The 25,280-nt window shown below is 65.1% G+C and carries 21 protein-coding genes; 11 read left to right on the forward strand and 10 right to left on the reverse strand.

Annotated elements, in window-relative coordinates; all coding sequences use genetic code 11:
- Together C481_RS18190 and C481_RS18195 are read right to left on the reverse strand one after the other, a co-directional pair.
- Nucleotides 1-1,422: an AMP-binding protein gene (locus C481_RS18190; RefSeq protein ID WP_049904755.1), complete on the reverse strand. Its 1,422-nt coding sequence runs from the start codon at nt 1,420-1,422 to the stop codon at nt 1-3.
- Between the two features lie 24 nt (nt 1,423-1,446).
- Nucleotides 1,447-2,253, reverse strand: a complete 807-nt coding sequence (locus C481_RS18195) for an alpha/beta fold hydrolase (protein ID WP_006110791.1) — start codon at nt 2,251-2,253, stop codon at nt 1,447-1,449.
- A gap of 101 nt (nt 2,254-2,354) precedes the next feature.
- Here C481_RS18195 and C481_RS18200 point away from each other — a divergent pair, with 101 nt between their 5' ends.
- Nucleotides 2,355-2,969, forward strand: a complete 615-nt coding sequence (locus C481_RS18200; protein WP_006110792.1) for a hypothetical protein — start codon at nt 2,355-2,357, stop codon at nt 2,967-2,969.
- Between the two features lie 99 nt (nt 2,970-3,068).
- Here the strand turns inward: C481_RS18200 and alaS are convergent, their stop codons facing one another.
- Entirely contained in the window at nt 3,069-5,849 is a 2,781-nt protein-coding gene (gene alaS / locus C481_RS18205) for an alanine--tRNA ligase (RefSeq protein ID WP_006110793.1), read from the reverse strand.
- A 299-nt stretch (nt 5,850-6,148) separates the two neighbouring features.
- Here alaS and C481_RS18210 point away from each other — a divergent pair, with 299 nt between their 5' ends.
- Nucleotides 6,149-8,398, forward strand: a complete 2,250-nt coding sequence (locus C481_RS18210; RefSeq protein ID WP_006110794.1) for a GAF domain-containing protein — start codon at nt 6,149-6,151, stop codon at nt 8,396-8,398.
- A gap of 26 nt (nt 8,399-8,424) precedes the next feature.
- Here C481_RS18210 and C481_RS18215 read toward each other — a convergent pair whose 3' ends face one another.
- Nucleotides 8,425-9,420 (reverse strand): replication factor C small subunit, encoded by a 996-nt coding sequence (locus C481_RS18215; RefSeq protein WP_006110795.1) that lies wholly within the window; start codon nt 9,418-9,420, stop codon nt 8,425-8,427.
- Nucleotides 9,421-9,560: 140 nt separating this feature from the next.
- Between C481_RS18215 and C481_RS18220 the strand changes: the two genes are divergently transcribed.
- The 5 genes from C481_RS18220 (at nt 9,561) to C481_RS18240 (ending at nt 13,487) form a co-directional block, all read left to right on the forward strand.
- Nucleotides 9,561-10,712: a bactofilin family protein gene (locus tag C481_RS18220; RefSeq protein WP_006110796.1), complete on the forward strand. Its 1,152-nt coding sequence runs from the start codon at nt 9,561-9,563 to the stop codon at nt 10,710-10,712.
- A 120-nt stretch (nt 10,713-10,832) separates the two neighbouring features.
- A complete protein-coding gene (locus tag C481_RS18225) occupies nt 10,833-11,096 on the forward strand; it encodes a thioredoxin family protein (RefSeq protein WP_006110797.1) in 264 nt (87 codons plus the stop codon).
- A 205-nt stretch (nt 11,097-11,301) separates the two neighbouring features.
- On the forward strand, nt 11,302-11,562 hold the full coding sequence (samp2, locus tag C481_RS18230; RefSeq protein WP_006110798.1) for a ubiquitin-like small modifier protein SAMP2: 261 nt from the start codon (nt 11,302-11,304) through the stop codon (nt 11,560-11,562).
- A gap of 146 nt (nt 11,563-11,708) precedes the next feature.
- Entirely contained in the window at nt 11,709-12,953 is a 1,245-nt protein-coding gene (locus C481_RS18235) for a serine hydroxymethyltransferase (RefSeq protein ID WP_006110799.1), read from the forward strand.
- 183 nt (nt 12,954-13,136) lie between these two features.
- Nucleotides 13,137-13,487, forward strand: coding sequence for a nuclear transport factor 2 family protein (locus C481_RS18240; protein WP_006110800.1), 351 nt, complete (start codon nt 13,137-13,139; stop codon nt 13,485-13,487).
- Nucleotides 13,488-13,666: 179 nt separating this feature from the next.
- Here C481_RS18240 and C481_RS18245 read toward each other — a convergent pair whose 3' ends face one another.
- The 4 genes from C481_RS18245 to C481_RS18260 form a co-directional block, all read right to left on the reverse strand.
- Nucleotides 13,667-15,292, reverse strand: coding sequence for a BCCT family transporter (locus C481_RS18245; RefSeq protein ID WP_006110801.1), 1,626 nt, complete (start codon nt 15,290-15,292; stop codon nt 13,667-13,669).
- 191 nt (nt 15,293-15,483) lie between these two features.
- Complete coding sequence (ilvA, locus tag C481_RS18250) at nt 15,484-16,779, reverse strand: threonine ammonia-lyase (RefSeq protein WP_006110802.1); 1,296 nt, start codon at nt 16,777-16,779, stop codon at nt 15,484-15,486.
- A gap of 4 nt (nt 16,780-16,783) precedes the next feature.
- Entirely contained in the window at nt 16,784-19,300 is a 2,517-nt protein-coding gene (locus C481_RS18255) for a GcvT family protein (protein ID WP_006110803.1), read from the reverse strand.
- Between the two features lie 399 nt (nt 19,301-19,699).
- Complete coding sequence (locus C481_RS18260) at nt 19,700-19,927, reverse strand: hypothetical protein (protein ID WP_006110804.1); 228 nt, start codon at nt 19,925-19,927, stop codon at nt 19,700-19,702.
- Nucleotides 19,928-20,212: 285 nt separating this feature from the next.
- Here C481_RS18260 and C481_RS18265 point away from each other — a divergent pair, with 285 nt between their 5' ends.
- On the forward strand, nt 20,213-21,019 hold the full coding sequence (locus tag C481_RS18265) for a mechanosensitive ion channel family protein (RefSeq protein ID WP_006110805.1): 807 nt from the start codon (nt 20,213-20,215) through the stop codon (nt 21,017-21,019).
- Nucleotides 21,020-21,052: 33 nt separating this feature from the next.
- On the opposite strand, the gene C481_RS18270 is transcribed toward C481_RS18265, so the two are convergent.
- Complete coding sequence (locus tag C481_RS18270) at nt 21,053-21,466, reverse strand: hypothetical protein (RefSeq protein WP_006110806.1); 414 nt, start codon at nt 21,464-21,466, stop codon at nt 21,053-21,055.
- Between the two features lie 214 nt (nt 21,467-21,680).
- On the opposite strand from C481_RS18270, the gene C481_RS18275 reads away from it, so the two are divergent.
- Nucleotides 21,681-22,133, forward strand: a complete 453-nt coding sequence (locus C481_RS18275; RefSeq protein ID WP_006110807.1) for a DUF1467 family protein — start codon at nt 21,681-21,683, stop codon at nt 22,131-22,133.
- A gap of 26 nt (nt 22,134-22,159) precedes the next feature.
- On the opposite strand, the gene solA is transcribed toward C481_RS18275, so the two are convergent.
- Nucleotides 22,160-23,314, reverse strand: a complete 1,155-nt coding sequence (gene solA, locus C481_RS18280; RefSeq protein ID WP_006110808.1) for an N-methyl-L-tryptophan oxidase — start codon at nt 23,312-23,314, stop codon at nt 22,160-22,162.
- A 350-nt stretch (nt 23,315-23,664) separates the two neighbouring features.
- On the opposite strand from solA, the gene C481_RS18285 reads away from it, so the two are divergent.
- Nucleotides 23,665-24,804: an aromatic ring-hydroxylating oxygenase subunit alpha gene (locus C481_RS18285; RefSeq protein ID WP_006110809.1), complete on the forward strand. Its 1,140-nt coding sequence runs from the start codon at nt 23,665-23,667 to the stop codon at nt 24,802-24,804.
- A gap of 29 nt (nt 24,805-24,833) precedes the next feature.
- The gene (locus tag C481_RS18290) at nt 24,834-25,253 is read left to right on the forward strand and encodes a hypothetical protein (RefSeq protein ID WP_006110810.1); all 420 of its coding nucleotides are present in this window, start codon (nt 24,834-24,836) and stop codon (nt 25,251-25,253) included.
- Nucleotides 25,254-25,280 lie beyond the last annotated feature (27 nt).

Genomic DNA, 25,280 nt, shown 5'->3' on the forward strand with positions numbered 1-25,280 from the left:
TCAGCGTCGGACGTAGCGTCCGTCCTCGTCGCGGGCGAACGGTTGGCCGGTGTCGAACCAGCCGTCGACGAACCGACCGGCGGCCGACGGGTCCGCATCCGTCGCGTCGGATTCCGCCGTCTCGTGCTCCCGTTCCGTCTCCGCTCTCGCATCCGCCTTACTTTCGCTACCGACCGGCGGCGCGCGTTCGTCGGCGACGATCGGTCCCGTCACCTGCAACCGGCCGGTCCCCGCTCCTTCGAGTTCGGTGTCGCCGTCGCCGACCAGTCGCACGCGGCAGTCGAGCACCGGTCGGCCGACCGCGCCCGGGACGGACTGGGCGTCCGCTCGCTCGCCGTTGGCCGGCACCCGGTTCCGCTCGACCGACTGCGCGAGAACGGTCGGACATTCGAGGCGGCCGTAGGCCCGCGAAACGGCGATTCCACTCGTGTTCGTGTTCCTGCTCTCACTTTCGTTCTCGTTCGCGTTCCCGTTCTCGTTCTCAGTTCCGGGAGCAGTACCGGAGACCTCGCGGTAGGGCTCGAGAACGTCGTCTTCGACCGTCGCATCCGCGATCACCCGCTCGATCGATCCGATCGCGTCGTCGAACGCCGGTTCGGCCGCGAGGTCCCGGAGTGCCGGCGTGCGTCCCGCCAGAAGCGTCGCGTTCTCGGCCGCGATCGCCGTCAGCGCGTCGCCGGGATCGAACGCTCGGTCGAGCAGCAGTCGACCGCCGGCATAGAGGAGGGGAAGCGCGAGCCGAATGAGCCCGTCCGGCGTCGACAGCGGCGTGACGAGCGGTGCTACGTCGTCCTGCGTGATTCCCCACGTCACGAGCGCCGTGATGCAGTTCCACTCGAGCGTCCGCGCGGAGAACGCGGCAACCGGCTGGCCGCCGTCACCGTGCAAGCACAACAGCGGGTTCGACGCGGCGGATTCGTCCCGCCAGTCCGCCTCGGGGGAAACGGTCGTCAGTTCCTCCAGCGTCACCGACCGGTCGAACGGAATCGAGCGGACCAGATCGCGCTGAGCCGGCTCCGCGACGACGAGTTCGGGATCGATCGCGTCGAAGGGGCGTTCCACGGTAACCGGCGTCAGGAGGTGCGAGATCGGGGCGAGCGTCGCGCCGAGTCGGCGGCAGGCAAAGAGGAGCGCGAGCGAGAGCACGCGATTTCGCGAGACCAGACAGACGGTATCGCCGGGACCAATATCGAGTCCCGAGAGCCGGGCACCCGCCCAGTCGGCGAGCGTCGAGAGATCGCCGTAGGTGATCCGCTCCTCGCTGATCGTCTCGGCGGGCGCGTACAGCCGTTCCTCCGAGATGTCGACGACGGCCGTTCGGTCGGGAAAGCGTTCGGCCCGTCGCGAGAGCGAAAGGGTCACGAGAGCACGAACGACGCTCGCAGCCGTAATACGAGAGGGGTCATTCGCAAGCACGGGCATCGTCCGCAGTGCGTCGCCGGCCGCTTACGATCCGTCCGCCGGCGAGTTCACCTGCGGTTCCAGAAATCCGAGCAACAGATCGTTCGCGTCTCGCGAGCGCTCGACGAACGCGAGGTGGCCCGCCCCCTCGAGTTCGGTGAACTCGCCCCGCGGCAATCCCCTGGCGAGTTCGCGTCCGGCCGCGGGCGCGACGAGGTCGTCCTCGCTCCCGTGGAACACCCGCGTCGGCTGTGTCACCTCGACGAGCCACTCCGTCGCGTCGAACTCGCCGAGGGCCGCACGCTGTGCCTCCCAGCCAGCCCGATCGGCGTCGCCGTCGGCCCGCCAGTCGACGATCCCCTCGACCGCGTCGGGTTGGGCGGCTCTGAACTCGTCCGAGAGGACCGCCTCAAGCGAGTCGCGGATCGCCTCGCGATCGGTCGGCGGCGCGAACAGGGCATCGAGACTGAACTCGTCGCCGCGAGCCGCGGTGCCGAACAGCGAGAGCGTCGCGACGCGATTCGTGGTTCGGGCCGCCGCGAGCGCGATTGCGCCGCCGAGTCCGGAGCCGACGAGGTGGGCACTGTGGGTATCGCACTCCGCGAGGACCGCCTCGAGATCGGCGACGAGTTCGGACATGGCGTACGGAGTCGGCGGGGCGTCCGAGCGACCGGTCCCCCGGAGGTCCCAGACGACGGTTTCGAAGGGGCCGGTGAGCGCGGCGTGTTGCCAACCCCAGAGCCAGCCGCCGAGGCCGGCCTCGGGGACGAAGACGACGGGGGCGGTGTCGCCCGCGGTATCGCCCTCGCGGTGGTAGTACAGCGAGACGCTCCCGTTCGATGCGGTCGGCATAGCTCCTGTAAGGAGACGCACGAGAGTGAAAGCGGCGATTTCGAGTGAAAGCGGCGGTGAAATAGAAACAGATTGATACGTGTCGTCGAGACGAATAGGGTATGGCCACCGACGACCGACCGCATCCGCTCTCGTCGCGCCGACAGTTGCTCACCGTCGGGAGCGTCGGGTTCGCTAGCGCCTTCGCCGGCTGTGCCGGGATCCGATCGCAAACAGTCGCTCAACCGGAAACGCGCGATGAAGACACCGGAACGCATCTCCTCTACAGTGACGGGGACGATCGCCTCGCCGAGATTTCGCTACTCGAGCAGTGGGCGACGGAACCCGTCCGTTCTCCGTACACGATTCGATTCAACGCCTCCCACACCGACGACACGCAGCTCAAGCAACTCCGATACGAACTCCACCCACTCGACGGCGGGCAACCGCCGGAGTTCGCGCTCGTACGACCCGACGGCATCCCCTGGAAACCGATCGAGTTCAGCAGCGGCGACGACAGCGACACGACGGTCCTCAACATTCCAGATCTCGGCCGCCACGGTCGCGGCTCGGCGACGCTCGATTTCCTCGTCCAACCGCGAACCGATGCGGCCTTCGACCTCCGCGTCAGCGTCGAGGCGACGCTCGAGTCAGCGGGTATCCTCGGCCTCGACCAAACGTCCCATCTCGAGGGTGAACTCGTTCGAACGCTGCCGGGGACCGATCGGGTCGAGTGAGGATTGATGCAGTCGACCGACCGCGAGGATCGTCACTAGCAGGTAGCAGTCGTTCGAGCGAAGTCAATCGACGAACAGAGAAGATCCGAGTGATCTTCGTTACGCGTCCAGGACCTGCCGCAATACGTCCGGCGCATCCGCAAGCGCCGCGTCCAGATCCGCAACGTTCGGCCCGCCGCCCTGGGCGAAGTCTGCCGGGCCGCCGCCGCCACCGCCGACCTTCGCGGCGAGTTCGCCGACGACCTCGCCGGCGTTGACGGCGACGTCGTCCGGCACCGCGACGACGAACTGAGCACCGCTCTCGCCGCTCCCGAGGACGGCGATACTGCCCTCCTCGGCGATGGCGTTCGCGGTCGCGCGCAGTTCGTCCACGTCGGTGTCGAGTCGATCGACGACGGCCGTCCGATCGCCGACCTCGAACTCGTCGCCGCCGCCACCGCCGCCGGCGCGGGCGGCCGCGAGCTGTTCCGTGAGGTCGGCGATCTGCTTGCCGCGATCCTTCCACTCCCGGAAGAACCGTGCCGCGGTCTCGGGAACGTCCGCAGGGGAGACGTCGAGCGTCTCGGCGGCCTCGTAGAGGGCGTCCTCGTTAGCCTGGGTCGCCTCGAGTGCGGCTTCGCCGGCCGCGAAGGTGATCCGCTCGACGCCGTCTTGTACGCGTTCGGTGGTCAGGATCTTGATCGCGCCGATGTCGCCGGTTCGGTCGACGTGCGTGCCGCCGCAGGCCTGCACGTCGTCGGCGACGTGGATGAGTCGGATCTGTTCGCCCGGCGGGATGCCGCCCTGGTAGAGGTCGAAGCCGTGTTCGGATTCGGCGTCGTGGCGGTCGGGCCACTCCTGTGAGACCGACGTGTTGTCCATCACGAGTTCGTTCGCGACGCGTTCGATCGCCTTGACGTCGTCGCGGGAGATGCGGTCGTAGTGGCGCAGGTCGATCCGCGAGGAGTCGACGCCCTTCTGGGCGCCGGCCTGGCGGACGTGCTCGCCGAGGACCTCGCGCGCGGAGTGGATGATGATGTGCGTCGCCGTGTGGTGGCGCATGAGTTGGCGGCGACGGCCGGCGTCGAGTTGGCCGTTGACGAACTCGCCCTTGCCGAGTCGCTCGTCGGTGCGGTGGAGGATGACGCCGTCTTCGATCTGGACGTCGCGCACGTCGACGGTCGCGTCGTCGGTCGAGAGCGTCCCCTTGTCGGCGGGCTGACCGCCGCCTTCGGGATAGAACATCGTCTGGTCGAGGACGACGTCGTAGCCGTCCTCGCGTTCGAACACGTCGAGGACGACGGCCTCGAACTGGGTTCGCTGCTGGTCGTCGTAGTAGAGACGTTCCGTCTCGGGGAGGTCCGCGAAGCGCTCGTCCTCCTCGTCGGCCGCCTCCTCGACCGTCTCGGGGGTATCGTGGCGTTTGGCGACGAGACTGTAGAAGTCGTCGGGGACGGCGACCTCGGCACCGGACTCTTCGGCGATCTCCTCGACCATGTCCGGCTGGATGCCGTGTGAATCGTAGAGTTCGATCAGTTCGTCGGTGGGAATCGGCTCGCCCTTCTTGGCGTACTCCTCGGCGAGGCTCTCGACGCGGCGGCCGCCGCGTTCTAAGGTCTCGCGGTACTTCTCGACCTCGGTGCGGACGATGTCGCGGATGGTGTCGCGGTTCTCGTACTCCAGGCGCTCGGCCTGCATGTCGACGAGTTCATCGAGCGGCGCGTCGACGCCGACGGTGTCACAGAGGCGCTTGGTGCGCCGGAGAACCATCCGGGTGAGGTAGCCGGTGCCGACGTTCGAGGGGACGATGCCGTCGCCGAGCATGTACGCGAGGGTGCGGGAGTGGTCGGCGATGGCGTAGATGTCCTCGAGGGGTTCCATCAGTTCCTCGAGTTCGCCGGCGTCGACGTCGAGTTCGGCCGCGATGTCGCCGCGGGCGGTTTCCATGTCCTCGGCCTCGTCGATGTCCATGTGGCCCGCGAGTTTGGCGGCGCGGTGGATGAGCGCCTCCTCGTCGTCGGAGTGGTCGATCCCCGCGTTGTCCTTGAGGAACTCGATCATGTCGGGGTAGACGGCTTCGTAGACCGTCGGGGTTCCCTGGGACACCCAGGTCCACCGTTCCAGGCCGTAGCCGGTGTCGACGATGTAGGTGTCCATGTAGGAGTAGCGGTTCCCGTCTTTCATCTCGAACTCGCCGTCGGGGTCTTGCTCCATGCACATGAAGACCAGCGTGGCGAGTTCGACGCCGCGGTAGATGACCTCGATCGCGGGTCCGGCGTTGCCGCCGCCGACCCACGGGTCCTCGATGTAGATGACCTCTTCTAAGTCGACGCCCATCGAGTCGAAGAACTCGTCGCAGAGTTCGACGGTGTGGTCCTTCCAGTAGACCTCGCCCTGGTAGGCGTACTGCTCGGGATCGTCCAGATCCTCGCGAGCGTTGAACGCGTGGTGGGCCATCATCTCGAAGGCCATGGTGTGGCGGCCGGTCTTCCCGACGTTGTCGATGTCCTGCATCCGGATGCAGGGCTGGGAGACGGTAAGCGGGTTCGCCGGCGGCGGCGTCTCGCCGCTCGTGACGAGGGGCTGGAAATCGTAGATCGACGCCTGGGTCAGCAAGACGTCGTCTCGCCAGCGGTTCGCCGCGACCGGATACGGGTCGATGCGTTCGTGGTCGTGGGTTTCGAAGAACGAGAGGAACGCCTCGCGCATTTCCGAGAGGTTGTAGGCCTCGTCGAAGCCGGGGTTATCGATGAAGTCGTACTCCTCGCAGGGCGGTTCCCCGCAGGTTTCCCGGTCGTGGTCGCGCGTCCAGAAGTGCGCACCACAGGAGGGACATTCCTTGCGGACGAATCCCTCCGTCTCGAAATACTCGAGACGATACTCCTCCTCAAGTGCACTCATTATACACGTGTTGGCCATGCAGGGCGTAAAACAGTTCCGCAACGTTCATTGGACGAGAATCGCCTCGCCGTCTGCGAGTTCATAAGAAGTCGCGACTGTTCAGTTATTAGTTATATAGAGTACAAATTAGTCGCAGGGAAATTAATTATCCGGGGAGAGCGCGTTTCTGAATAGTCGATCGTACGCAGACCCATAGTGACAATAATACTAATAGTCAAGGAATGGAGATACTCAGCAGAATCTTTATCGTGGTGATACGGACAGTACGAATAGACGATCAGTCAGAGGGCACCACGACGATGGGGAACGCGACATCACGACACCGACCGCAGACGATCCTCTACGTGGCCGCAACCGATGATGCGGCCCAGAACGGAGCGACGGCGCTCGAGCAGGTCTCGACGGGACCCAAGCGAGCCGTCCACCCGACAACGTCCATCGAGCGCGTCCGAAACTGGGCTCCGAACGTCGATTGCGTGGTCTTCGCCGAAACGCCGACGACCCCGGCCGGCGCGCACCTCCTCGAGGTCGCCGACGCCTGCGGGCCGACTCCCCTCGTGCTCTTCAGCGAACCCGCTTACGGCGCGACCGCCGCCCGTTCGACCGACGGCATCGACGGCTACGTCCGCCGTGACACTGACAACGCCATCGCGCATCTCGCCGACGAAATCACTTGGCTGTGCTACGGCGACAACAACGCGGTCACGGCAGCCGAATCCACGACGCCGTCCACACAGGCGAGTTCGGCTCTCGCGGCCGCCGCCGACCTGATCGCACGCCGCGATCGGGATCGCTTGTTCGAGCGCCTCGTCGAGACGGCTGCCGAAACGATAGGCGTCGAGGCGTGCTGGATCGCGACCGTCAACTTCGGCGAACTCGTGCCCCAGACGACGGCTGCGGGCGTCGATGCGACGGCGATCGAGCCGGTGTCGACCGGCGGCCCGTTCGGGGAGGCGTTCCGGGCGGGCGAGTCGCTCCGACTGTCGGACCTCGAAGCGCGAAGCGAACTCGAGTCGCCGTGGTCGGGTGCACGATCGCTGTGTAGCGTCCCTATCGCCGATATCGGCGTCTTGCAGATTGCTGGCGATACCCCGGAGGCGTTCGACGACGCCGACGTGTCCCTCCTCGAGTCACTCTGTGCGATCACGGGTGCCGTTCTCGAGCGGAACCGAGCCGAGACGCGCCTCACCGCCGAACGGGATCGGTTACAGAACGAACTCGACGACCGGACGAGCGAGCGAAACCGACTCGCCGAAGAGCAGACGGTGATCGGGCGGGCTGCCGAACACCTTGCAGCCGAGCGCGATCACTTTCGAGCGGCGTTTTCGAGCGCGCCGATGCCGATGCTGCGGTACGAGCTCGATGGCCCCCACTCGAACGCAGACGCTACTCGAGAGGCACGCTCGGGCTCAATCTCAGAGACGGACACGGATTCCGAGCCGGACCGCGCTCCCAAAGCGGTTATTACGGACGTCAACACCGCCTTCGAGACGACGTTCGGCGAGGAGCGAGACACCGTTCTCGGCCAGCCGGTCAGCGACTACACCGTCCCCTCGGGGGTGCGCGACCGAGCAACCGCACTCACCGAGGCGCTCCGCGCGGGCGACCGACGCGAACTCGAGTGTCGCCGCGAAACCACCGACGGCATCCGCGAGTTCAGCGTGACGGTCGTGCCGCTCGAACGGGCAGCGCGGGACCGGCGGGACGGTGGCGACGACGAGATCGATCCCGAATCCACGCCCGACAGCGCACCCGCCGCCCGTCCGACCGGCATTCTCTACTTCACCGACACCACCGATCGGACCCGCAAGCAGCGAGCGCTCACAGCCGCTACCCGACGGCTCGATACCATCGCAACCCTGCTCGAAGACGAGGTCCAGACGCCGCTCAACGTCGCCCGCGGTTACCTCGAACTCGTCGAGAAAACCGGCGACAGCGACCACTTCGAGGTGATCGACGACGCGCACCTACAACTGACCGACCACGTCGAATCGCTGTACGAACTCGCCGCTACCGACGATACCCTCGCCGATACCGAACCGGTCGCGATCCACGACGTCGCACGACGCGCCTGGCTCACCGTCGACACCGGCGACGCTGAACTCGTGGTCGACTCGACCCTGATGCTCGAAGCCGACAGAGTGCGGTTGCACGACCTGTTCGAGGGGGTCCTACAACTCGTCGTCGCTGAGGACGATCGCGAGACGGGCGCCGTCCCATCGTCGGTGACGGTCACCGTCGGGGCGACCGAGGACGGTTTCTACGTGGCACGCGACGGGCCGGTGGCCGACGATCCGCGGTTCGATCCCGCTTCTGAAGGCGGGGCCGAAGAGGGGACGGCAGACGCCGACGGCGACGGAACCGCACACCGATCTACAGTCACCGCATCCGCAACCGACCCCAACCACAACCCCGACGACCGCGCGCCCGACGGCGCACGTGAACTCGTCGAACAGATCGCCGATGCGCACGGCTGGGATGTCGGAATCGCTGCAGATGAGGCCCGGACGGCGTTCGCGTTTCGGGGCGTCGATTCGGTCGATCTATAGCGACGACGGCGCACGTGAACTCGTCGCTACTCGTCTTCGAGTGCCAGGGATGCGAGCATCGCTTCGAGCTGCAGGCGCTCGTTTGCGCCCTCGGTGATCCGGAAGTCGACCTCGCCGAGTCGTTCGAGCAGTCGCACTGTCGCCTGTTCGGGGATGTCGAACGTCCAGGCCGAACGGTGCAACTGGTCGATAACGTCGCCGCCCGCGAGCCCGCGGTCGGTCAGGAGGTCCTCGAGCGCCGCGCGGGCGGCGGTGAAATCACCGGCGATGGCGTGGTCGACCATCTCCTCGACCTCTTCGGGTCGAGCCGTGGCGGTGATCGCGAAGACGGTCTCTTCATCGACCGTTTCGCCCATCACGGCCGCGGCCTGCAGGGCGTTGATCGCCTTTCGCATGTCGCCGTCGGCCGCGTAGACCAGGGCGTCGACGCCGTCGTCGGTGACCTCGATCCCCTCCGTCTCTGCGATTTCGCGGACCTGCGCTTCGATGGCGTCCTCCGTAAGTTCGGTAAAGCGGAAGACGGCGCAGCGGGACTGGATCGGGTCGATGATCTGGCTCGAGTAGTTACACGAGAGGATAAAGCGGGTGTTGTTCGAGAACTGCTCCATCGTCCGGCGCAGAGCGGACTGGGCGTCGGAGGTCAGCGCGTCGGCCTCGTCTAAGAAGATGATGCGGTGGTCGTAGCCGCCGAAGGAGGCGCGCGCGAAGTCCTTGATTCGGTCGCGGACGACGTCGATCCCGCGCTGGTCGGAGGCGTTGAGTTCGAGGAAGTTCTCGCGCCAGTCGTCGCCGTAGACCTCGCGAGCGATGGCCTGCGCTGCCGTCGTCTTGCCAGTGCCGGCCGGCCCCGCAAACATGAGGTGGGGCAGGTCGTCTTGCTCGACGTACCGCTCGAGTCGCGGGACGATGTTCTCGTGGCCCTTGATCTCGTCGAGTCGCTCCGGGCGATACTTCTCGATCCAGACCTCGGTCTTGCCGGGAGTCGACTCGGCGACCTCGGTGTCCACGTCGGCGTCGCTCATACCGGACCAAGGAGTGGCCCGAAGATAAAACGACCGAACGATACCGTCGGCCGCCACTGCGACCGAGCCAGCGCGAAACCGACGTATCTAGCCATTGAACGACTGACAGATTTTTCACACTCGTCGGGAAAGATATACTCATGGTGACAAAACGGGCGGCCCGGACGAGTTCACGCCGCGGATCAGTACTCATCGTCCTGGTACTCGTCATCCTCGTCGGCTGTGGCGCGCTTTCGACACCGGTCGCCGCACAGACCGACACGCGAACCGGGGGGACCATCACCGTCGAAGCGGACGAAACCGTCGATAGCCTCACCGCCGTCGGCGGCACCGTCATCGTCGAAGGGACCGTCACCGGCGATGTGAGCGCCGCAGCGGGCGAGGTTCGAATCGAGGGTGACGTCGGCGGCGATCTCGAAGCGGGTGCTGGGAGCGTCACGATTACCGGCACCGTCGACGGCGATGTCGATACCGGCACCGGCGGTTTCGAACTCGCCGAGGGCGCAACCGTCGGCGGCGACCTCATGGCCGGCGCGGGTGGCGCAACGATTGACGGCACGATCGAGGGAGACGCCGAAATCGGGGCCGACACGACCCGCCTCGGCGACGAGGCTGCAATCGAGGGCGACCTGCGCTACGGCGGCGATCTCGAGGGCAACACCGACGCCGTCGGCGGGACTATCGAATACGACTCCACGTTGGGCAACGACTTCCTCCCCTCGTTCGACCCGATCGGCTCACTTCTCGTTTCAGCGTACGTCCTCGCGCTGAACCTGTTGTTCGGAGCCATATTACTGGCGCTCTTTCCGCTGTTCTCCGATCGCGTTGCGGGCCGCGTCGCGGAGACGCCCGCCCGTTCGGGACTGGCGGGCCTCGGCGTCCTTATCGCCGTTCCCATCCTGCTCGTCGCGCTCGCGATCACGATCATCGGGATTCCGCTCTCGATCGTCGGCGCGTTCGTCTTCGCGCTGCTCGTCTGGATCGCCGGCATCTACGGCTGGTTCGCCGTGGCAGCGTGGCTCCTCTCGCTTGCCGGCATCGGAAACCGGTGGATCGCACTCGTCGTCGGCCTCGTCGGCGGCGCACTCATCGCACAAATCCCCTGGGTCGGCGGTCTGCTCAACTTCATCGTCCTGCTGCTGGGACTCGGTGCGCTCGCGCTCGCGCTGTTCGGCCACCGGCGGGCGGTCCGCGAGCGAGAACGGCGGCGGGACCGAGAGCCGCGGACGGACACACGAACTGACCGTGGCACCCGCGATAGCTTCGATTCCGACGAACCGGCGGCCGAATGAGACGGTCGTGTGCCCACGCTGAATGCGAGTATCAATGAGGAACTGAGCAATTGTTCAGTCGGTATACTAGTGTTATAATTGAAAAAGTACTTGCTATTCTCTGTCAACGGTACAAACTGGATGTCTGTCGAAGTCATCGGTTTCCGTGCAGAGTGGTGTGGCCCGTGCAAACAACTGCGTCCAATTTTAGACGAACTCGATGAAGAATACGAGGACGTGGAGTTCTCGCACGTCGATATAGCAGAGGAAACTGAAACTGTAAACGAGTATAGTGTCCAGTCCGTTCCGACACTGGTCATTCTAAATGATGGTGAAATACAGACACAGATGACCGGATTCCAGCAAAAAGAAACCATAGAGGAACAGTTGACCGCTCTCGTTTAACGGACTACGGAGAACGCTACCTCCTGTCTGTAACGCCCGCCGGGATCAACACGATCGGTACGTAAACCGTTCTCTGACAGCCTCATACCGGTACTAACACCGACCGAACCCGAACCGCAACCCGATCCGCGCCGATACCGCGCGAATACGAACCCGCGACAAACACGAACGACGCGCTCAAGTCCTACCCTCGATAACCCCACGTATGCGCGTCACCGTCGATATTAAGGGTGAGGACACCTACGAAATCGAACTCGCAACGCGGAACGAGGAGCGCAGCGACGGCGACGCCACGAGTTCAGCGCAGCCGTCGGTCGCGACCGAGCCGACGTATGCGGATCTGCTTCGGGAGGTCGATCTCAGCCCGCACGAGGTGAGCGTGCTGGTCGACGGGCGGCCGGTGCCGGAGGACCAGCCGGTCGAGAGCGAGCACGTGACGGTGTTGCGGTTGATCAAGGGCGGCTGACGCTGACGCTGATGGTGTTGGGTGGAGCGGGTGGCGCGGATCGCGTGTATCGCACGGTGCGCGGATACCACGGCTCGGAAGGGCCTTTTCAACGGGTCGATCACCTGCGATCAAGCTACTTAGAACGGAGCGCCGATGGCAGTGGTATGCCAAACCCCATCAGAGATGTTGCGCCGACGGTCGCCGACGCCGTCGCGAACGAACGCGAGCGCCAGGAGTCGACGCTCGGGATGATCGCATCGGAAAACCACGTTTCCGAGGCCGTCCTCGCGGCCCAGGGGACGGCGCTAACGAACAAGTACGCCGAGGGCTATCCCGGCGCGCGCTACTACGGCGGCTGCGAGTTCGTCGACGAGGTCGAGCGACTGGCCGTCGAACGGGCGACCGACCTGTGGGGTGCGGATCACGTCAACGTCCAGCCCCACTCCGGCACGCAGGCGAACATGGGCGTCTATTTCGCGGCCCTCGAGCCGGGCGAGACGATCCTCTCGCTCGACCTGACCCACGGCGGGCACTTGAGCCACGGCCACCACGTCAATTTCTCCGGGCAACTCTACGACGTCACCCAGTACGAGGTCGACCCCGAAACCGGATACATCGACTACGACGAACTCGCCGCGCTGGCTCACGACGTCGAGCCCGAGCTAATCGTCAGCGGGTCCTCGGCGTACCCCCGCGAGTTCGACTGGGAGCGCGTCGGCGAAATCGCGGACGAGGTCGGTGCCCACCAGCTCGCCGATATCGCGCACATCACGGGGCTCGTCGCGGCCGGCGTGCACTCGAGTCCCGTCGATCACGCGACGTTCGTCACCGGCAGCACGCACAAAACGATCCGGGCCGGCCGGGGCGGGATCATCATGTGCGACGCGGAGTACGCTGACGACGTGGACAGCGCGGTCTTTCCCGGCAGCCAGGGCGGGCCGCTCATGCACAACGTCGCCGGGAAGGCCGTCGGCTTCACGGAGGCGACGACGCCGGCGTTCGAGGCGTACGCGGAACAGAGCGTCGCGAACGCGACAGTCCTCGCGGATGTCCTCCGTGACCGCGGCCTGTCGCTCGTCTCCGGCGGCACGGACAAGCACCTCGTGCTCGTCGATCTGCGGGACTCACACCCCGACCTCACCGGCGACGACGCCGAGGCCGCCCTCGCTGCCGTCGACATCGTCGTCAACAAAAACACCGTACCGGGCGAGACGCGGTCACCGTTCGTCACCAGCGGGATCCGGATCGGGACGCCCGCGCTGACGACGCGCGGATTCGGTGCGGACGAACTCGAAACGGTCGCTCACCACATCGCCGACGTTCTCGACGACCCCGACGACGAGGACGTTCGAAACCGCGTTCGCGAGGACGTACAACGGCTCTGCGAGACGCACCCGATCTACGACTGAGGTGACCGCCGAACGGAACGCGGTCCGCGGATAGCACCTAGGGGCGGTGGTACTGGCGACGATCCGCCGTCGCGGTCGCCGTTCACCGCCGATACTCTAGAGTTCGACAGAACCGTTATGATGGATCGTGTTAAACAAGTACCAGTCTCGTCGAACGGGTGAACTCGGCGGGATTTGCATTTCATGACTACGACCGAAGACGTACTGAACCACCACCTCGAGGCGTTCGAGAGCCAGGATCTCGACGCCGTCGTGGAGGATTACACCGACGAGTCGACCGTCGTCACGAACATGGGGACGTTTCGGGGACTCGCGGAGATCGAGGGACTGTTCGAGACGCTATTCGACGAGTTCGATGCGCCGGACGCGTCGATAACGATTGACGAACAACTCGTGGAAGACGAGTTCGGCTACATCACGTGGACCGCCGAGACGCCGGAAAACGACTACGAGTTCGCGACCGATACGTTCCACGTTCCCGACGACGAAATCGCGTTCCAGACGTTTGCGGGGAAGATTAGCCCGAAGGAGTGATTGAGACGGGCCGCTGGCAGTCAGTGCCGTCGCAGCCGCGACCCGTCCGGGTGCGCCGGGCGATCGGTACGGCAGACCGTCCGAGTCCGCCGATCGATCCGACGATGTTGGGTCGGTCGGCTGAACTCGGCGGCGAGCGTGAGTGAGGTGCGGAATCGCGTGCTCGAAAAGCGGGCCGATCAGTCGTCGTCTTGGGCGCTGCCGCTGACGACTTCGCTGGAGCCGGGCATTTCCACGCTGTCTTCCTCGCGGAGGAACAGCGGGCGTTCGGTGCCGAACGAGAACGCCATCGATGCAACGGCGAGGAGGGCGATGATCGAGAACGGGCCGCCGGTGATGATCGCGGCCGCCTGCAGTGCGTCGACGCCGCCGGTGACCATCAGCAGCGACGCGAGCGCGCCGATGAGGACGCCCCAGATGACGCGGTTGATCGTCGACGGTCGTTCGGCACCGCCGGTGGTGAGCATCCCGAGTGCCAACGTCGACGAATCGGCCGACGTGACGAGGAACGTCGTCACGAGCACGAGGAACAGGACCGTCAGCAGGCCGCCGAGCGGCAGGGCTTCGAACAGCGGGTAGCCCGAGCCGGCCTCGCCGAGTTCACCGATGACGGAGAGGATGTCGGCCCGCCCGGTCTGTTGCATGAAGATTCCCGTGGCACCCATGGTGGCGAACCACGGGATCGTGACGCCGGTCGAGGCGACGACGCCGGTGACGGCGACCTGTCGAACCGTTCGACCGCGCGAAATCCGCGCGATGAACAGGCCGACGAACGGCATCCAGGAGAACCACCACGCCCAGTAGAAGATCGTCCAGTCGCCGACCCAGCCGGCGATAGCGCCGCCGGCAGTCTCCGCGGAGCCGGTGTAGAAGCTCATCGTGACGAACTGGTTGATGTACGCCCCGAGCGCCTCGGTGCCGACTGACATGATGTACGTCGTCGGGCCGAGAACGAACGTGACGACGGTCAACAGGGCGAACAGCGCCATATTGAAGTACGAAATTCGGCGGATCCCCTTTCGGACCCCGAGCGCGACCGAGATCGTGAACGCGACGGTGAGGCCGGTAATCACGAGGACGGTTCCGGCGTCGCCGACGCTCGCCCCCGTCATCCACTCGACGCCGACGAGGAATTGATTCCCGACGAGTCCCAGCGTGGTCGCGACGCCGCCGATCGTCGCGAACACCGCGAGGATATCGATGACTTTTGCGAGCGGGCCGTCGAGGTTGTCGAGTCCGACCCACGGAGCGATCACCGTCGAGATGCGCAACGGGGCATCGTAGCGGTACGCGTAGTACGCGATCGGGAGCGCCATAACCACGTAGGCCGTCCACGCGGAGACGCCCCAGTGGAAGAAGGTGTACTGGACGGCACCGACGGCAGCCGCGGACGATTGCGATTCGGCGGCGATAAACGGCGAAACGGTATCGTAGTGGAAGATCGCCTCGGCCGGCCCCCAGAACACGATCCCGGCGGCGATCCCCGCCGAGTACAGCATCGCGAAGTACGCGAGAAACGAGAACTCCGGTTCTTCGTCGTCGTCGCCGAGCGTAATGTTTCCCCAGGGACCGAAGATGAGGAACGCGACGAACGCGACGAGGATGAACATCGCGATCAAGTACCACCAGCCGAGCGCCGTCCAGAGGAACTCGTTCGCGTCGTTCATGTACTCCGACGCCCGGTCCGGTCTGAGGATGAACGCGAGCACTGCGATGGCCGCAACGACGAATCCGACGCCGAAGACGACGGAATCGAGTTCATCGCGGAACCTGGTTACTGTACGCTGTGAGCCTGAGTCTGTCATGGGTTGTCACCGTATCACGCCGTGTCCGCCCGCCTCCGTGCTCTCGATCAGTCGACCGTCGATCGAGCGGCGCAGTCTCCGTGCTGCGGCCTATCGTGTGACGGACGGTCGTGGCAATAATTGACAAAGGGCGCTATCAGTGTTCATCTTAATCAATGGTGGGGCTTTTAACTGGCCGAAGAAGCGGGTCGTCAGGCGTTGACGTGCGTAACTTCGTAGCCGTGATCGCGGATCGAGCGGATGATCGCCCGCGCCTGCCCTGCGCCGCTGGTCTCGATCTGGAAGTCGAGGTGGGCCTCGCCGACGTCGAGTTCGGGTGCGGATCGATCGTGGCGGACGGTCTGGATGTTGGCGTTGTGATCGGCGATAAGTCCCGAGATTTCCTCCATCTTGCCGGACTGGTCGTCGATACGAACGCGCAATCGAAGCAGTTGTTCGCGGTCGCTCAGCGCGTGGACGAGGACCGTCTGGAGCATCGTCATGTCGAGGTTGCCGCCGCCGAGCAGCGCCACGACCGTCTCGCCCTCGACGTCGAGTTCGTCGCTGATGATCGCGGCAACTGCGGCCGCACCCGCGCCTTCGACGACCTGTTTGGCTCGCTCTAACAACAGCAAGATCGCGCGAGCGATTTCGCCGTCGGTCACCGTCACGACCTCGTCGACGTGGTTCTCGATGAGCGAGAGCGTCAGCTCAGACACGCCGCCCGTGGCGATGCCGTCGGCGATCGTGTCGACGGACTCGAGCGCGATCGGGGCCCCTTTTTGCAGGCTGTCGGAAACGGTCGCAGCACCCGTCGCCTGCACGCCGACGACGCGCGTCTCCGGCGACAGTTCCGCGAATGCGGTCGCGATTCCCGAGATGAGGCCGCCGCCGCCGATCGGGACGACGATCGTGTCCACGGCCGGGACGTCCTCGTACATCTCGAGTCCGAGCGTTCCCTGCCCGGCGACGATCGCGGGGTCGTCGTAGGCGTGGACGAACTCGGCGTCGGTCTCGTCGACGAGGTCCCGAGCGTGAGCCATCGCGTCCTGGAAGTCGGTGCCGACGAGTTCGACGGTCGCGCCGTAGCCCCGCGTCGCGTCGACCTTGGCCTGGGGGGCGGTTCGCGGCATGACGATGGTCGAGTCGACGCCCAGTTTCGTCGCGGCGAGGGCGACGCCCTGTGCGTGGTTGCCGGCGCTCGCGGCGACGACTCGGTCCGTCTCTGTTCGGGGTACCGTTTCCGTTTCCGTTTCTGTTTCTGTCCCCGTTCCCGATTCTGATTCACCATCAGCAACGTACTGGGCGATCTTGTTGTACGCGCCGCGGGTTTTGAACGAGCCCGTCCACTGCAGGTGCTCCATCTTGAGAAAGACCTCGGCACCGGTTAGCTCGTCGAGGGACGTGCTTCGCTCGACGGGCGTGTGTTTGACGACCGAGTCGTCGTCGAGTCGGTCGCGGGCGGCCTCGATATCGCCGAAGGTGACGGGTTCGAAATCGTGAGTCATCGTATCAGCGCAACAGTTTCTTTCGGTCGGGGTCGAATAATGGTTCGTCTCGTACCGTCGCGGAACGGCGCTCGTTCTCGTACCCGATCTCGACTTCGCGACCCGCCTCGGCCGCAGTCGCCGGCAGGACGGCGTAGGCGATCCCCGCGTCGATCGTGTAGCCGTAGTCGGCCCGGACGACGTCCCCGAGCACGTCGCCGCCGTCGGGATCGAACACCGGATGACCGGCGTCGACGAGTGAGCCCGGTTCATCGAGCGTGATCGGGGTGATTTTTCGGTCGATTCCCGCGTCGCGCGACTCGAGAAGCGCCTCCTTTCCGACGAAATTCGTCTCGAGATCGACGGCGAAGCCGATGCCCGCCTCGTAGGGGTTGAACTCGGGGGTAAGGTCGGTTCCCCACAGCCGGAACCCCTTCTCCATGCTCGTCGAGTCGAGGGCCGCCCACCCCATCGGAACGATGCCGTGCGCCTCGCCGGCGTCTTCGATCCGTTCCCACAGCCGAGCGCCGTACTCCATCGGCGCGTAAACCTCCCAGCCTAACTCGCCCGCATAGGAGAGTCGAAGCATGGTCACTGGCAGACTCTCGAGGTGCGTCTCGCGCGCCGTATAGAACGGGAACGCGTCGTTCGAGAGATCCGCCTCGACGAGCGGAGCCAACACGTTCCGCGCGTCGGGCCCGAAGACGCCGACCCCGCACAGACTCGAGTCGTGCGCGGTCACCGAGACGGAGCCGTCGTCGGGTGCGTGCTCGCGGACCCACCGCGAGTGCAGCGTCGCCGAGTTCCCGCCGCCCGTAAACACCATGTAGCGATCGTCCGCCAGCCGACTGACCGTCAGATCCGCGAGGACGCCGCCGTCCCTGTTGCACATCGCGGTGTAGCGCATCCGGCCCGGCGAGACATCGACATCGTTGGTCAACAGTCCCTGGAGGAACTCGCAGGCCCCCTCCCCCGTCACCTCGATCCCGGTGAACGCGGTCATATCGACCATCGCGACGCGGTCGCGGACCGCCTGGTGCTCGACGCCCTGGGCCTTCGACCAGCCGCGGTCGAGCCAGTCCGGTCTGTCCGGAACGTCGTACTCCTCCAGCAAGGCCTCGTTGGACTCGTACCACTGCGGCACCTCCCAGCCGCCCGAATCGTAGAACGCCGCGCCGAGTTCGGCCTGGCGCTCGTAGAACGGACTCCGGCGGAGTTCCCGCTGGTCCGCCGGCTGTTCGCGCGGGTGGATCAGCTGGTAGACCTCCCGGTACTGCTGGGCACCGCGGCCTCGGGCGTACTCTCGCGAGCCGGCGTGGGGCTGGAAGCGAGAGACGTGTGCGGGCGTCGCATCGACGCGCTCGCCGTCGAGCCGCGGGACGCCGTCCTCCATCCAGTGGGCGACGATGTTCCCGGCACCCCCGGACTGTGTCACCCAGATGGCGAGCGCCCACCAGAGCCCGTCGATACCCTCAGCGGGCCCCAGGATCGGCATTCCGTCCGGAGTGAAGCAGAACATCCCGTTGATCGCCGACTCGAACGTCGCATCCCGCAGCGAGGGAACGAGTTCGGCCGCCGCATCGGCGGCCGACCGGTCGTGGTCCGGGTGCGTGTTCTCGACGAAGTGCTCCTCGGTGAACTCGCGCAAAGACGGGTACTCGAGGCCGAGATCCGCGAGTTTCTCGGGGCCGTAGATGTCTGCGGGATCGACGAGCAGGGGCTCGTGGTTGTACGAGCCGATGCCGTAGCGCTCGCCGTGCTGGCGGAAGTACAGCGACTGATCCTGGTGGCGAAGCAGCGGTTGCTCGATCTCTCGATTCGCCCCCGCGAGCGCGGCGAGTTCGTCGGAGACGAGGTACTGGTGAGCACAGGGGACCAGCGGAATATCCACGTCGACCATGTCGCCGAACAGCGGTCCCCAGATGTTCGTCGCGACGAGCACCTCGTCGGCCGCGATGTGCCCCCGGTCGGTGACGACCGTCTGAATCTCGCCACCGGCCGTTTCGAGGTCGGTCACCGTCGTCTCGCCGTAGAACTCGGCACCGGCCGCCCGGGCGCGCTCGGCCATCGCGGCGGAGGCGTCGACGGCGTGGGCTTTGCCGTCCGTCGGGACGTGGTAGCCGCCGTAGATGGTATCCGCGTCGATCTGCGGGATCCGTTCGGCAACCTCAGTGGGCGAAAGGAGTTCGCCGCCCTCGACGCCGTACGACTGCCCCCGTTCTCGCTTTCGTTGCAGGTAGTTCCAGCGGTCCTCGGTGGCTGCGACCTCGATGCCGCCGCACGTTCGAAATCCGTCGAGCGCTTCGTACAGCTCGCGCGTGTACGACGCCATCCGCGTCATCAGCTTGGAGCCGCCGGTCTGGAACACCAGTCCGGGCGCGTGTGACGTGGAGCCGCCGGTCTCGAACAGCGGTCCCTGATCGAGCACGACGACGTCCTCGCGTCCGAGTTCAGTGAGGTGATAGGCGGCGCTACAGCCCACGCAGCCGGCACCGACGACGACGGTTCCCGCGCTGTCGGGTATCGTGTTCCCTGTACTCATATGACACGGAATGTGCCATGCGATCGACCATAGCTACCCGGGTGGATAATCTGGGGCGTATAACTGCCGTCGGGTGAGCGCGACGAACTCGGCGGCGAAACGGGCCGAACGGCGCAGTCGTCGGTAGTCGTGCTGGCGGATTCTACCAGCACCGTCGTCGACTGAAGCGGTCTCCCGTACCGATTTCCCGGCACACTCGCAGACGGCCGCGGGTGCGCCGGCACTGACTGAAAGCAGTCCATATGGGGCCGCTACGTGAATCGACGGTCGCTCTCGTCTCACGCACCCGGGCCCGGATTCGGTTTCGGTCGCACTATTCTCCCGTTTCGTTCGATGAGGATTAATTCGGGGCGGTAATGGTAATACCGTCTTACCGGCGCTCGCGACATCGCGGCGATCTCACGCTGCGTTCGGAAGCCGACTGTCACACCGCTCGTAGCCGACCGGCCGGTTGCCGTACCCGATCGCAGAGACGCTCGCGAGAGCAAACGAACTCGCGCCGGCGCGAGCCGGCGAGTCGCCGTCGGTCGATGACGACCGAGAACGAGACGTCTCGTCGAGCCGCGTTCCGAATCGTATCCGGATCCGGATACTGAGCGAAAACTGAAACGTCCGCCGAATCGCCATCGGATCACGACGCCGAACGCGAGCCGATCGCCGACAGCGCCAGTGCCGATCGCGGTCCAATCAACTGTTATAGGCGCCTCGTCCCACGGTTTCGGTGCTGTTCATAGTCCGTCTTGCGTCGGCGAGACTTCCCGTTCGTCGTCGCTCAGAGACGACCCATATGTCGTATAATTCGCCGTAACGGATGCTTCATCCGTCGTATCGGTTGTGCTAGTGAACGGATTTTTACAGACTCTCGAATAGTTGGATAATTACAAAGAGTGGCGGAGCGCAAGCGCGACACGTATGGTACAACTCCAACCCGCCCAACAGGTACAGGTACCGGAGTGGTTGCAGGATCCGGTCGCGGAACTAGTCGTGTTCCTTCCCCGGCTGATCGGAGCGCTAGTTATCCTCCTCATCGGCTGGGTCGTCGGTCGTTTCGCCGCGCGGCTCGTCCGACGAATCGCCGACGGCATCGAACTCGATCGGATGGTCCTCGAGACGCCGCTCGGGCGGATACTCGGGGGAACTGAACGGGCCGTCTCCAGCGCGTTCGGGAAGCTGGGGAAGTGGTTCGTCTACGCGCTCGCCATCCTTGCGGCCGCGAACGCGCTTGCGATCCCGACTCTCTCAGAGTGGATCGCGACGGCAGTCTCGTACTTGCCGGCGTTCATCGCGGGCCTGCTCGTCATCGTCCTCGGGTTCGTGGTCGCCGACTTCATCGGCGACGTCATCGAACGAACGCGAGCGGCAGCGGAGACGGCGTACGCGAGCTGGTTCGCGAACGGGGCTCGCATGTTCCTCTATTTCACGGCGATCGTCATCGGTCTCGACACGATGGGGATCGATGTCGGCATCCTGTACGTCTTCGCCCGAGCGCTCGCGTGGGGACTGGCGGCCGCCGTGGCCATCGGTGCTGGCGTCGCGTTCGGTTGGGGCGGTAAGGACTACGTCGCCGAAAACATCGACCACTGGATGGGACGGACGAGTTCAGTCGCGCCGACCGAGAGCGCCTCGGAGAGCGAACGTCCCCGCGGCAGCGAGTCGCGCGGTAGCGATCGAGAACCCGGAGCTGAGCCCGGTCCCGGAACGGGATCGGAAGACGACTGAGTCGCCTCGGCCGCCTCGGCCGTCTGAGTCGCCTCAGTCGGTCGGCGGTGCAACTTGTCCCGCCGACCGGTCGGCCGTGGAGCGCGGAAAGAGCGGCTTGACGGGCACGACGACGTAGGACGTGACGAGACGGCCGTCGATCGATCGGCACTTCTCGAGCTGTGCGAGTCGGTGCGTCGTGGCGTAGGCGTCCTCGATTCGCTCGAGGATCGACTCGAACGTGTCCACGTCGAACGCTTCCGCGGAAATGCGGTCCGTGACGACTGCGACGCCCTGTGACCGGGCGTAGATGTCGAGTCGGCCTTCGAAAGCGTACTCCAGTTCTTCGATTCGGTCGTGGACGTCGCCGACCGGTCGATCCGTCCGCGACGGGAAGGAGACGTACGCCTGGTACTGGTCGGGGCGGCCCGTAACGTGGCGTTTCCAGAGGTGTCGTAGCAGCTTCATCTATCCGTGGTCGGTGTGCGGCACCCGGCGTTCGATCGTCCGGTGGCGGTCTCGTTCGGAACCCTGCCGCAACCGTTCTCACGTTCGCCTTGTTCGGACGGGTAATACGTTCTTTGTTGTGCGCTGACGGGCGTCAGCGAGTTGTTTTTTCACCGCAAGCGACGGTTCGAAGTTCGCGAAACCTTTGTACGATCCGCCGTAATCGGCGGGCAGTATGCGCCGCACCCCTCCCGCATCGTCGACGCTGCTCCCGGCGGTTTCGGCCGGCACAGTCGCGATCGGCGTGATGATTAATACTGGCTTTCCCGCGGCCGTCCGAACGGTACCCGCAGTGCTCCTGATCGCCGCCGGTCTCTTCGGCGTGGTCAGGTCCGTCCGCGGCCGGTCCGTCGACTCCCTTCGGCGTGCCGCAAGGCGGTGGTGGGTACTCGCGTTCGCCGCCTTTCTCCCGTACGGGCTCGCAACGGCACCGTCGAACGAGCAGGCCGCAGCGGTCGGCGAGGCGTTCTCCGGACCGATCGCAACGACCGCGCTCGAGGGAATTGCCGGAGCAACCATCCTGTGTGCGGTCGCGGTGACGGTACTCTACTGGTTCGCGAGATACGGCATTCATCCCGGGCGGCCGACGCCCGAAGAGCGCATCCTGGACGATCGGTGGAGTAAGTAGCGATTCGCGAGCGCTCGTTCTCGGGGCTACCCCGACTCGTCGTCAAACCGCTCGAGTCGGAACATATCGATCGGCTGGTCGGTTTCGCCGTCGACCGCGAGGTCGGCGAGGATTTCGCCGATCACGCTGGCGAACTTGAATCCGTGGCCCGAAAAACCCGCACCGACGGCCACCTGCGGATGGTCGGGGAGGGTATCGAGGATGAAGTGTTCATCCGGCGAGTTCGTAAACATACAGGTGGCGAGTCGCATCGTCGGCCCGTCGGCCTCGGGAAAGTAGTTCGCCACGACCTCCCGGAGCAGGCGCTCGTCGTCCCGGTCGGGGTCCGTCTCGTACGAATCCGGGTCGACCCGTTCGTCGCGATGGTGGTACTTGCCGATCTTGAATCCCGGGACGTCGTAGATCGGCAGTCCGTAGAAGCGGCCTTCGGGGACCTGTAGGTTCCAAACCGGGAAGGTGTCGGGTTCGAACGTCGATGGCCGCTCGGGCTGGAACCAGCCGAGGACCTGGCGTTCGGGAATTGCGAGTCCGTCGAGCGCGTCGGTGAACTTGTAGTTCCACGCGCCGGCAGCGAGGACCAGCGCCGACGCATCGTAGGTGCCGCGGTCGGTCTCGACGCGAACGCCGCCGGACGGTGTCGGCTCCCAGTCGTGAACTCGTTCGCGGGCGCGGACGTCAGCCCCGGCGGCTTGTGCGGTCTCGACGTGCCCGATGATCGACTGTTCGGGGACGACGAACCCGCCGTCGGGCTGGTACAGTGCCTTGTACCCCTCCGGAAGCCGGTAGCCGGGAAAGCGCTCGGTTACCTCCTCGCTCGTCAGGACCTCGTGCGGGATGTCGTGCTTCTCGCAGGACCGGAGCGAGCCCTCGAAGACGAGGGTATCCTCGGGGCCGGCGTCGATCGATCCCGTCCGGCGGATGATTTGGCGATCGGTCTCGGCTGCGAGTTCATCCCAGAGGTCGTACGCCCGCTCGATGAGCGGAATGTACGACGGGTGTTCGTAGTAAGCTCTGCGAATTATCCGCGTGATGCCGTGTGACGACCCCATCGTGTGCGGGATGTCGTATCGCTCGAGTCCGAGTACGTCGAGCCCGCGCTCGGCGAGGTGAGCCGTCGTCGCGCTGCCCATGCCGCCGACGCCGACGACCACGACGTCGTACCGGTCGCCTGGTGATTGCATACTCCCGGTCGGTTCGAGGACACGCCCCTTGATAGTTAGTCTGTCTCACGCCATCCCTTTTTGCCGCGGCAACCGGCGGATTCGGACTGTGATACGGGCTGCCGTACCGGTTTTCCAGCGCAACCGCAGGACGGGTCGCGGCTGCGCCGAAACTGACTGCCGGCAGTCCGTATGCGTCCGGAACGGTAACGGACGGTTCGCGCCCGCGCGACGACGAGAGATCGGAAAGGGAGCGGTCAGCGGTGCAGTCATTCTCGTCGCGATCGGAACTGAAGACGCCCATCACTTATACGTCCGAACTACCTGCGATCAACCCTTATTGAACGGTACGTCTTGGCATGCCATACAGCATGACACGGTGGAACAACGGTCTCGACGAGGTAGAGCAAGTGAGCGCCGACATCACCGACGAGACGAACGCGCTCCCGGCGCGGTACTTCACCGACCCTTCCGTCCACGAAATGGAGAAAGAGAAGGTGTTCGGGCGGTACTGGGTGTACGCCGGCCACGCAAACTGCATTCCGGAAGCGGGAGATTACTTCACCCGCACTATCGGTGACCGAGAGATCATCGTCCTCCGGAATCACGACGGCGACATACAGGCGTTCTACAACGTCTGCGCCCACCGCGGATCGGCGATCGTCGAGGAGACCCCGATGACCGATCCGGACAACGCACGACGGATACAGTGTCCGTACCACCTCTGGACCTACGACCTCGACGGCGACCTCGCGAGCACCCCGCGGAGTTTCGAGGAGGCGCGACTGAATCCCGACCTCGAAGACGAGGACGTTCCCGACCTGGACGCCGATTCGAACTCCCTCATGGACGTCCACAGCGATCGCATCGGCCCCTTCGTCTTCGTCAACTTCGCCGCCGACCCGATGCCGCTCGCTGAACAGGCCGGAAAACTGAAATCCGAACTCGAATCGCTGCCCTTGGCGGAGTACGAACTGGCCCAGCGAATCGTCTCGGAAGTCGAGTGTAACTGGAAAGTCTTCGGCGGCAACTACTCCGAATGCGACCACTGCCAGGCGAATCACCAGGACTGGGTCACGGACCTCGAACTCCTCGACTCCGAACTCGAGGTCAACGACTACCACTGGGTGCTCCACTACAAGCACAGGGAGGATGTTGACGACGAGATGCGCATTCACGACGAACACGAAGCGCAGTTCCACTACTTCTGGCCCAACTTCACGGTCAACATGTACGGCACCGCCGACGGCTACGGAACGTACATCATCGACCCGATCGACGAGGAGCGGTTCCAGCTCGTGGCGGACTACTACTTCAAGGACCCCGAGCTGACCGACGAAGAAGAGCAGTTCATCCGAACGAGCAGACAGCTCCAGGAAGAAGACTTCGAGCTGGTCGAACGACAGCAGCGCGGCCTCAAATCCGGCGCGATCGCACAGGCCCAGCTCGGCCCGAACGAACACACGGTACACAAGCTTCACCGCCTCGCACAGGCGGCGTACGAGGTCTAGTTGCTCGATATCTCCCGCCCCAAAGACGTATGCCCTATCGCACCCACCACTCACGCTCCGCACCGTTCGTCGCCACCTGTCCCGACTGTGAGATCGAACGATCCAGCGACTCGGCCACCGAACTCGTCGCGTTCTATCGGCGACACCACCGGCACACAGGACACGATATCGTCGTCACCCGTGCCGATCTCGAGTTCAGCGCTGCAGTCACCGCTGCGCTCGACGCGTCGGACGACGTCGCAGCAGTCGTCGACGGTCTCGACGCCCGGTACGGTGTCGACAAGCACGATAGTATCGAGAGCGGTACCGACGGGGTACCGATCGGTATCGTCGTCGCAGCGATGAGCGAACGGGGATTCACCGTCGGTGAAACGCTCGAGGCGATCGCCGGCGTTCGGATGACCGGGGCCCTCTACGAGCCCCGCGACGATCACCTCGCAGCCTTTTGAGCGGCACCGTGGGGTGCGCTGCGTCGT

The organism is Natrialba asiatica DSM 12278 (assembly GCF_000337555.1).
Classification (GTDB): Archaea; Halobacteriota; Halobacteria; order Halobacteriales; family Natrialbaceae; genus Natrialba; species Natrialba asiatica.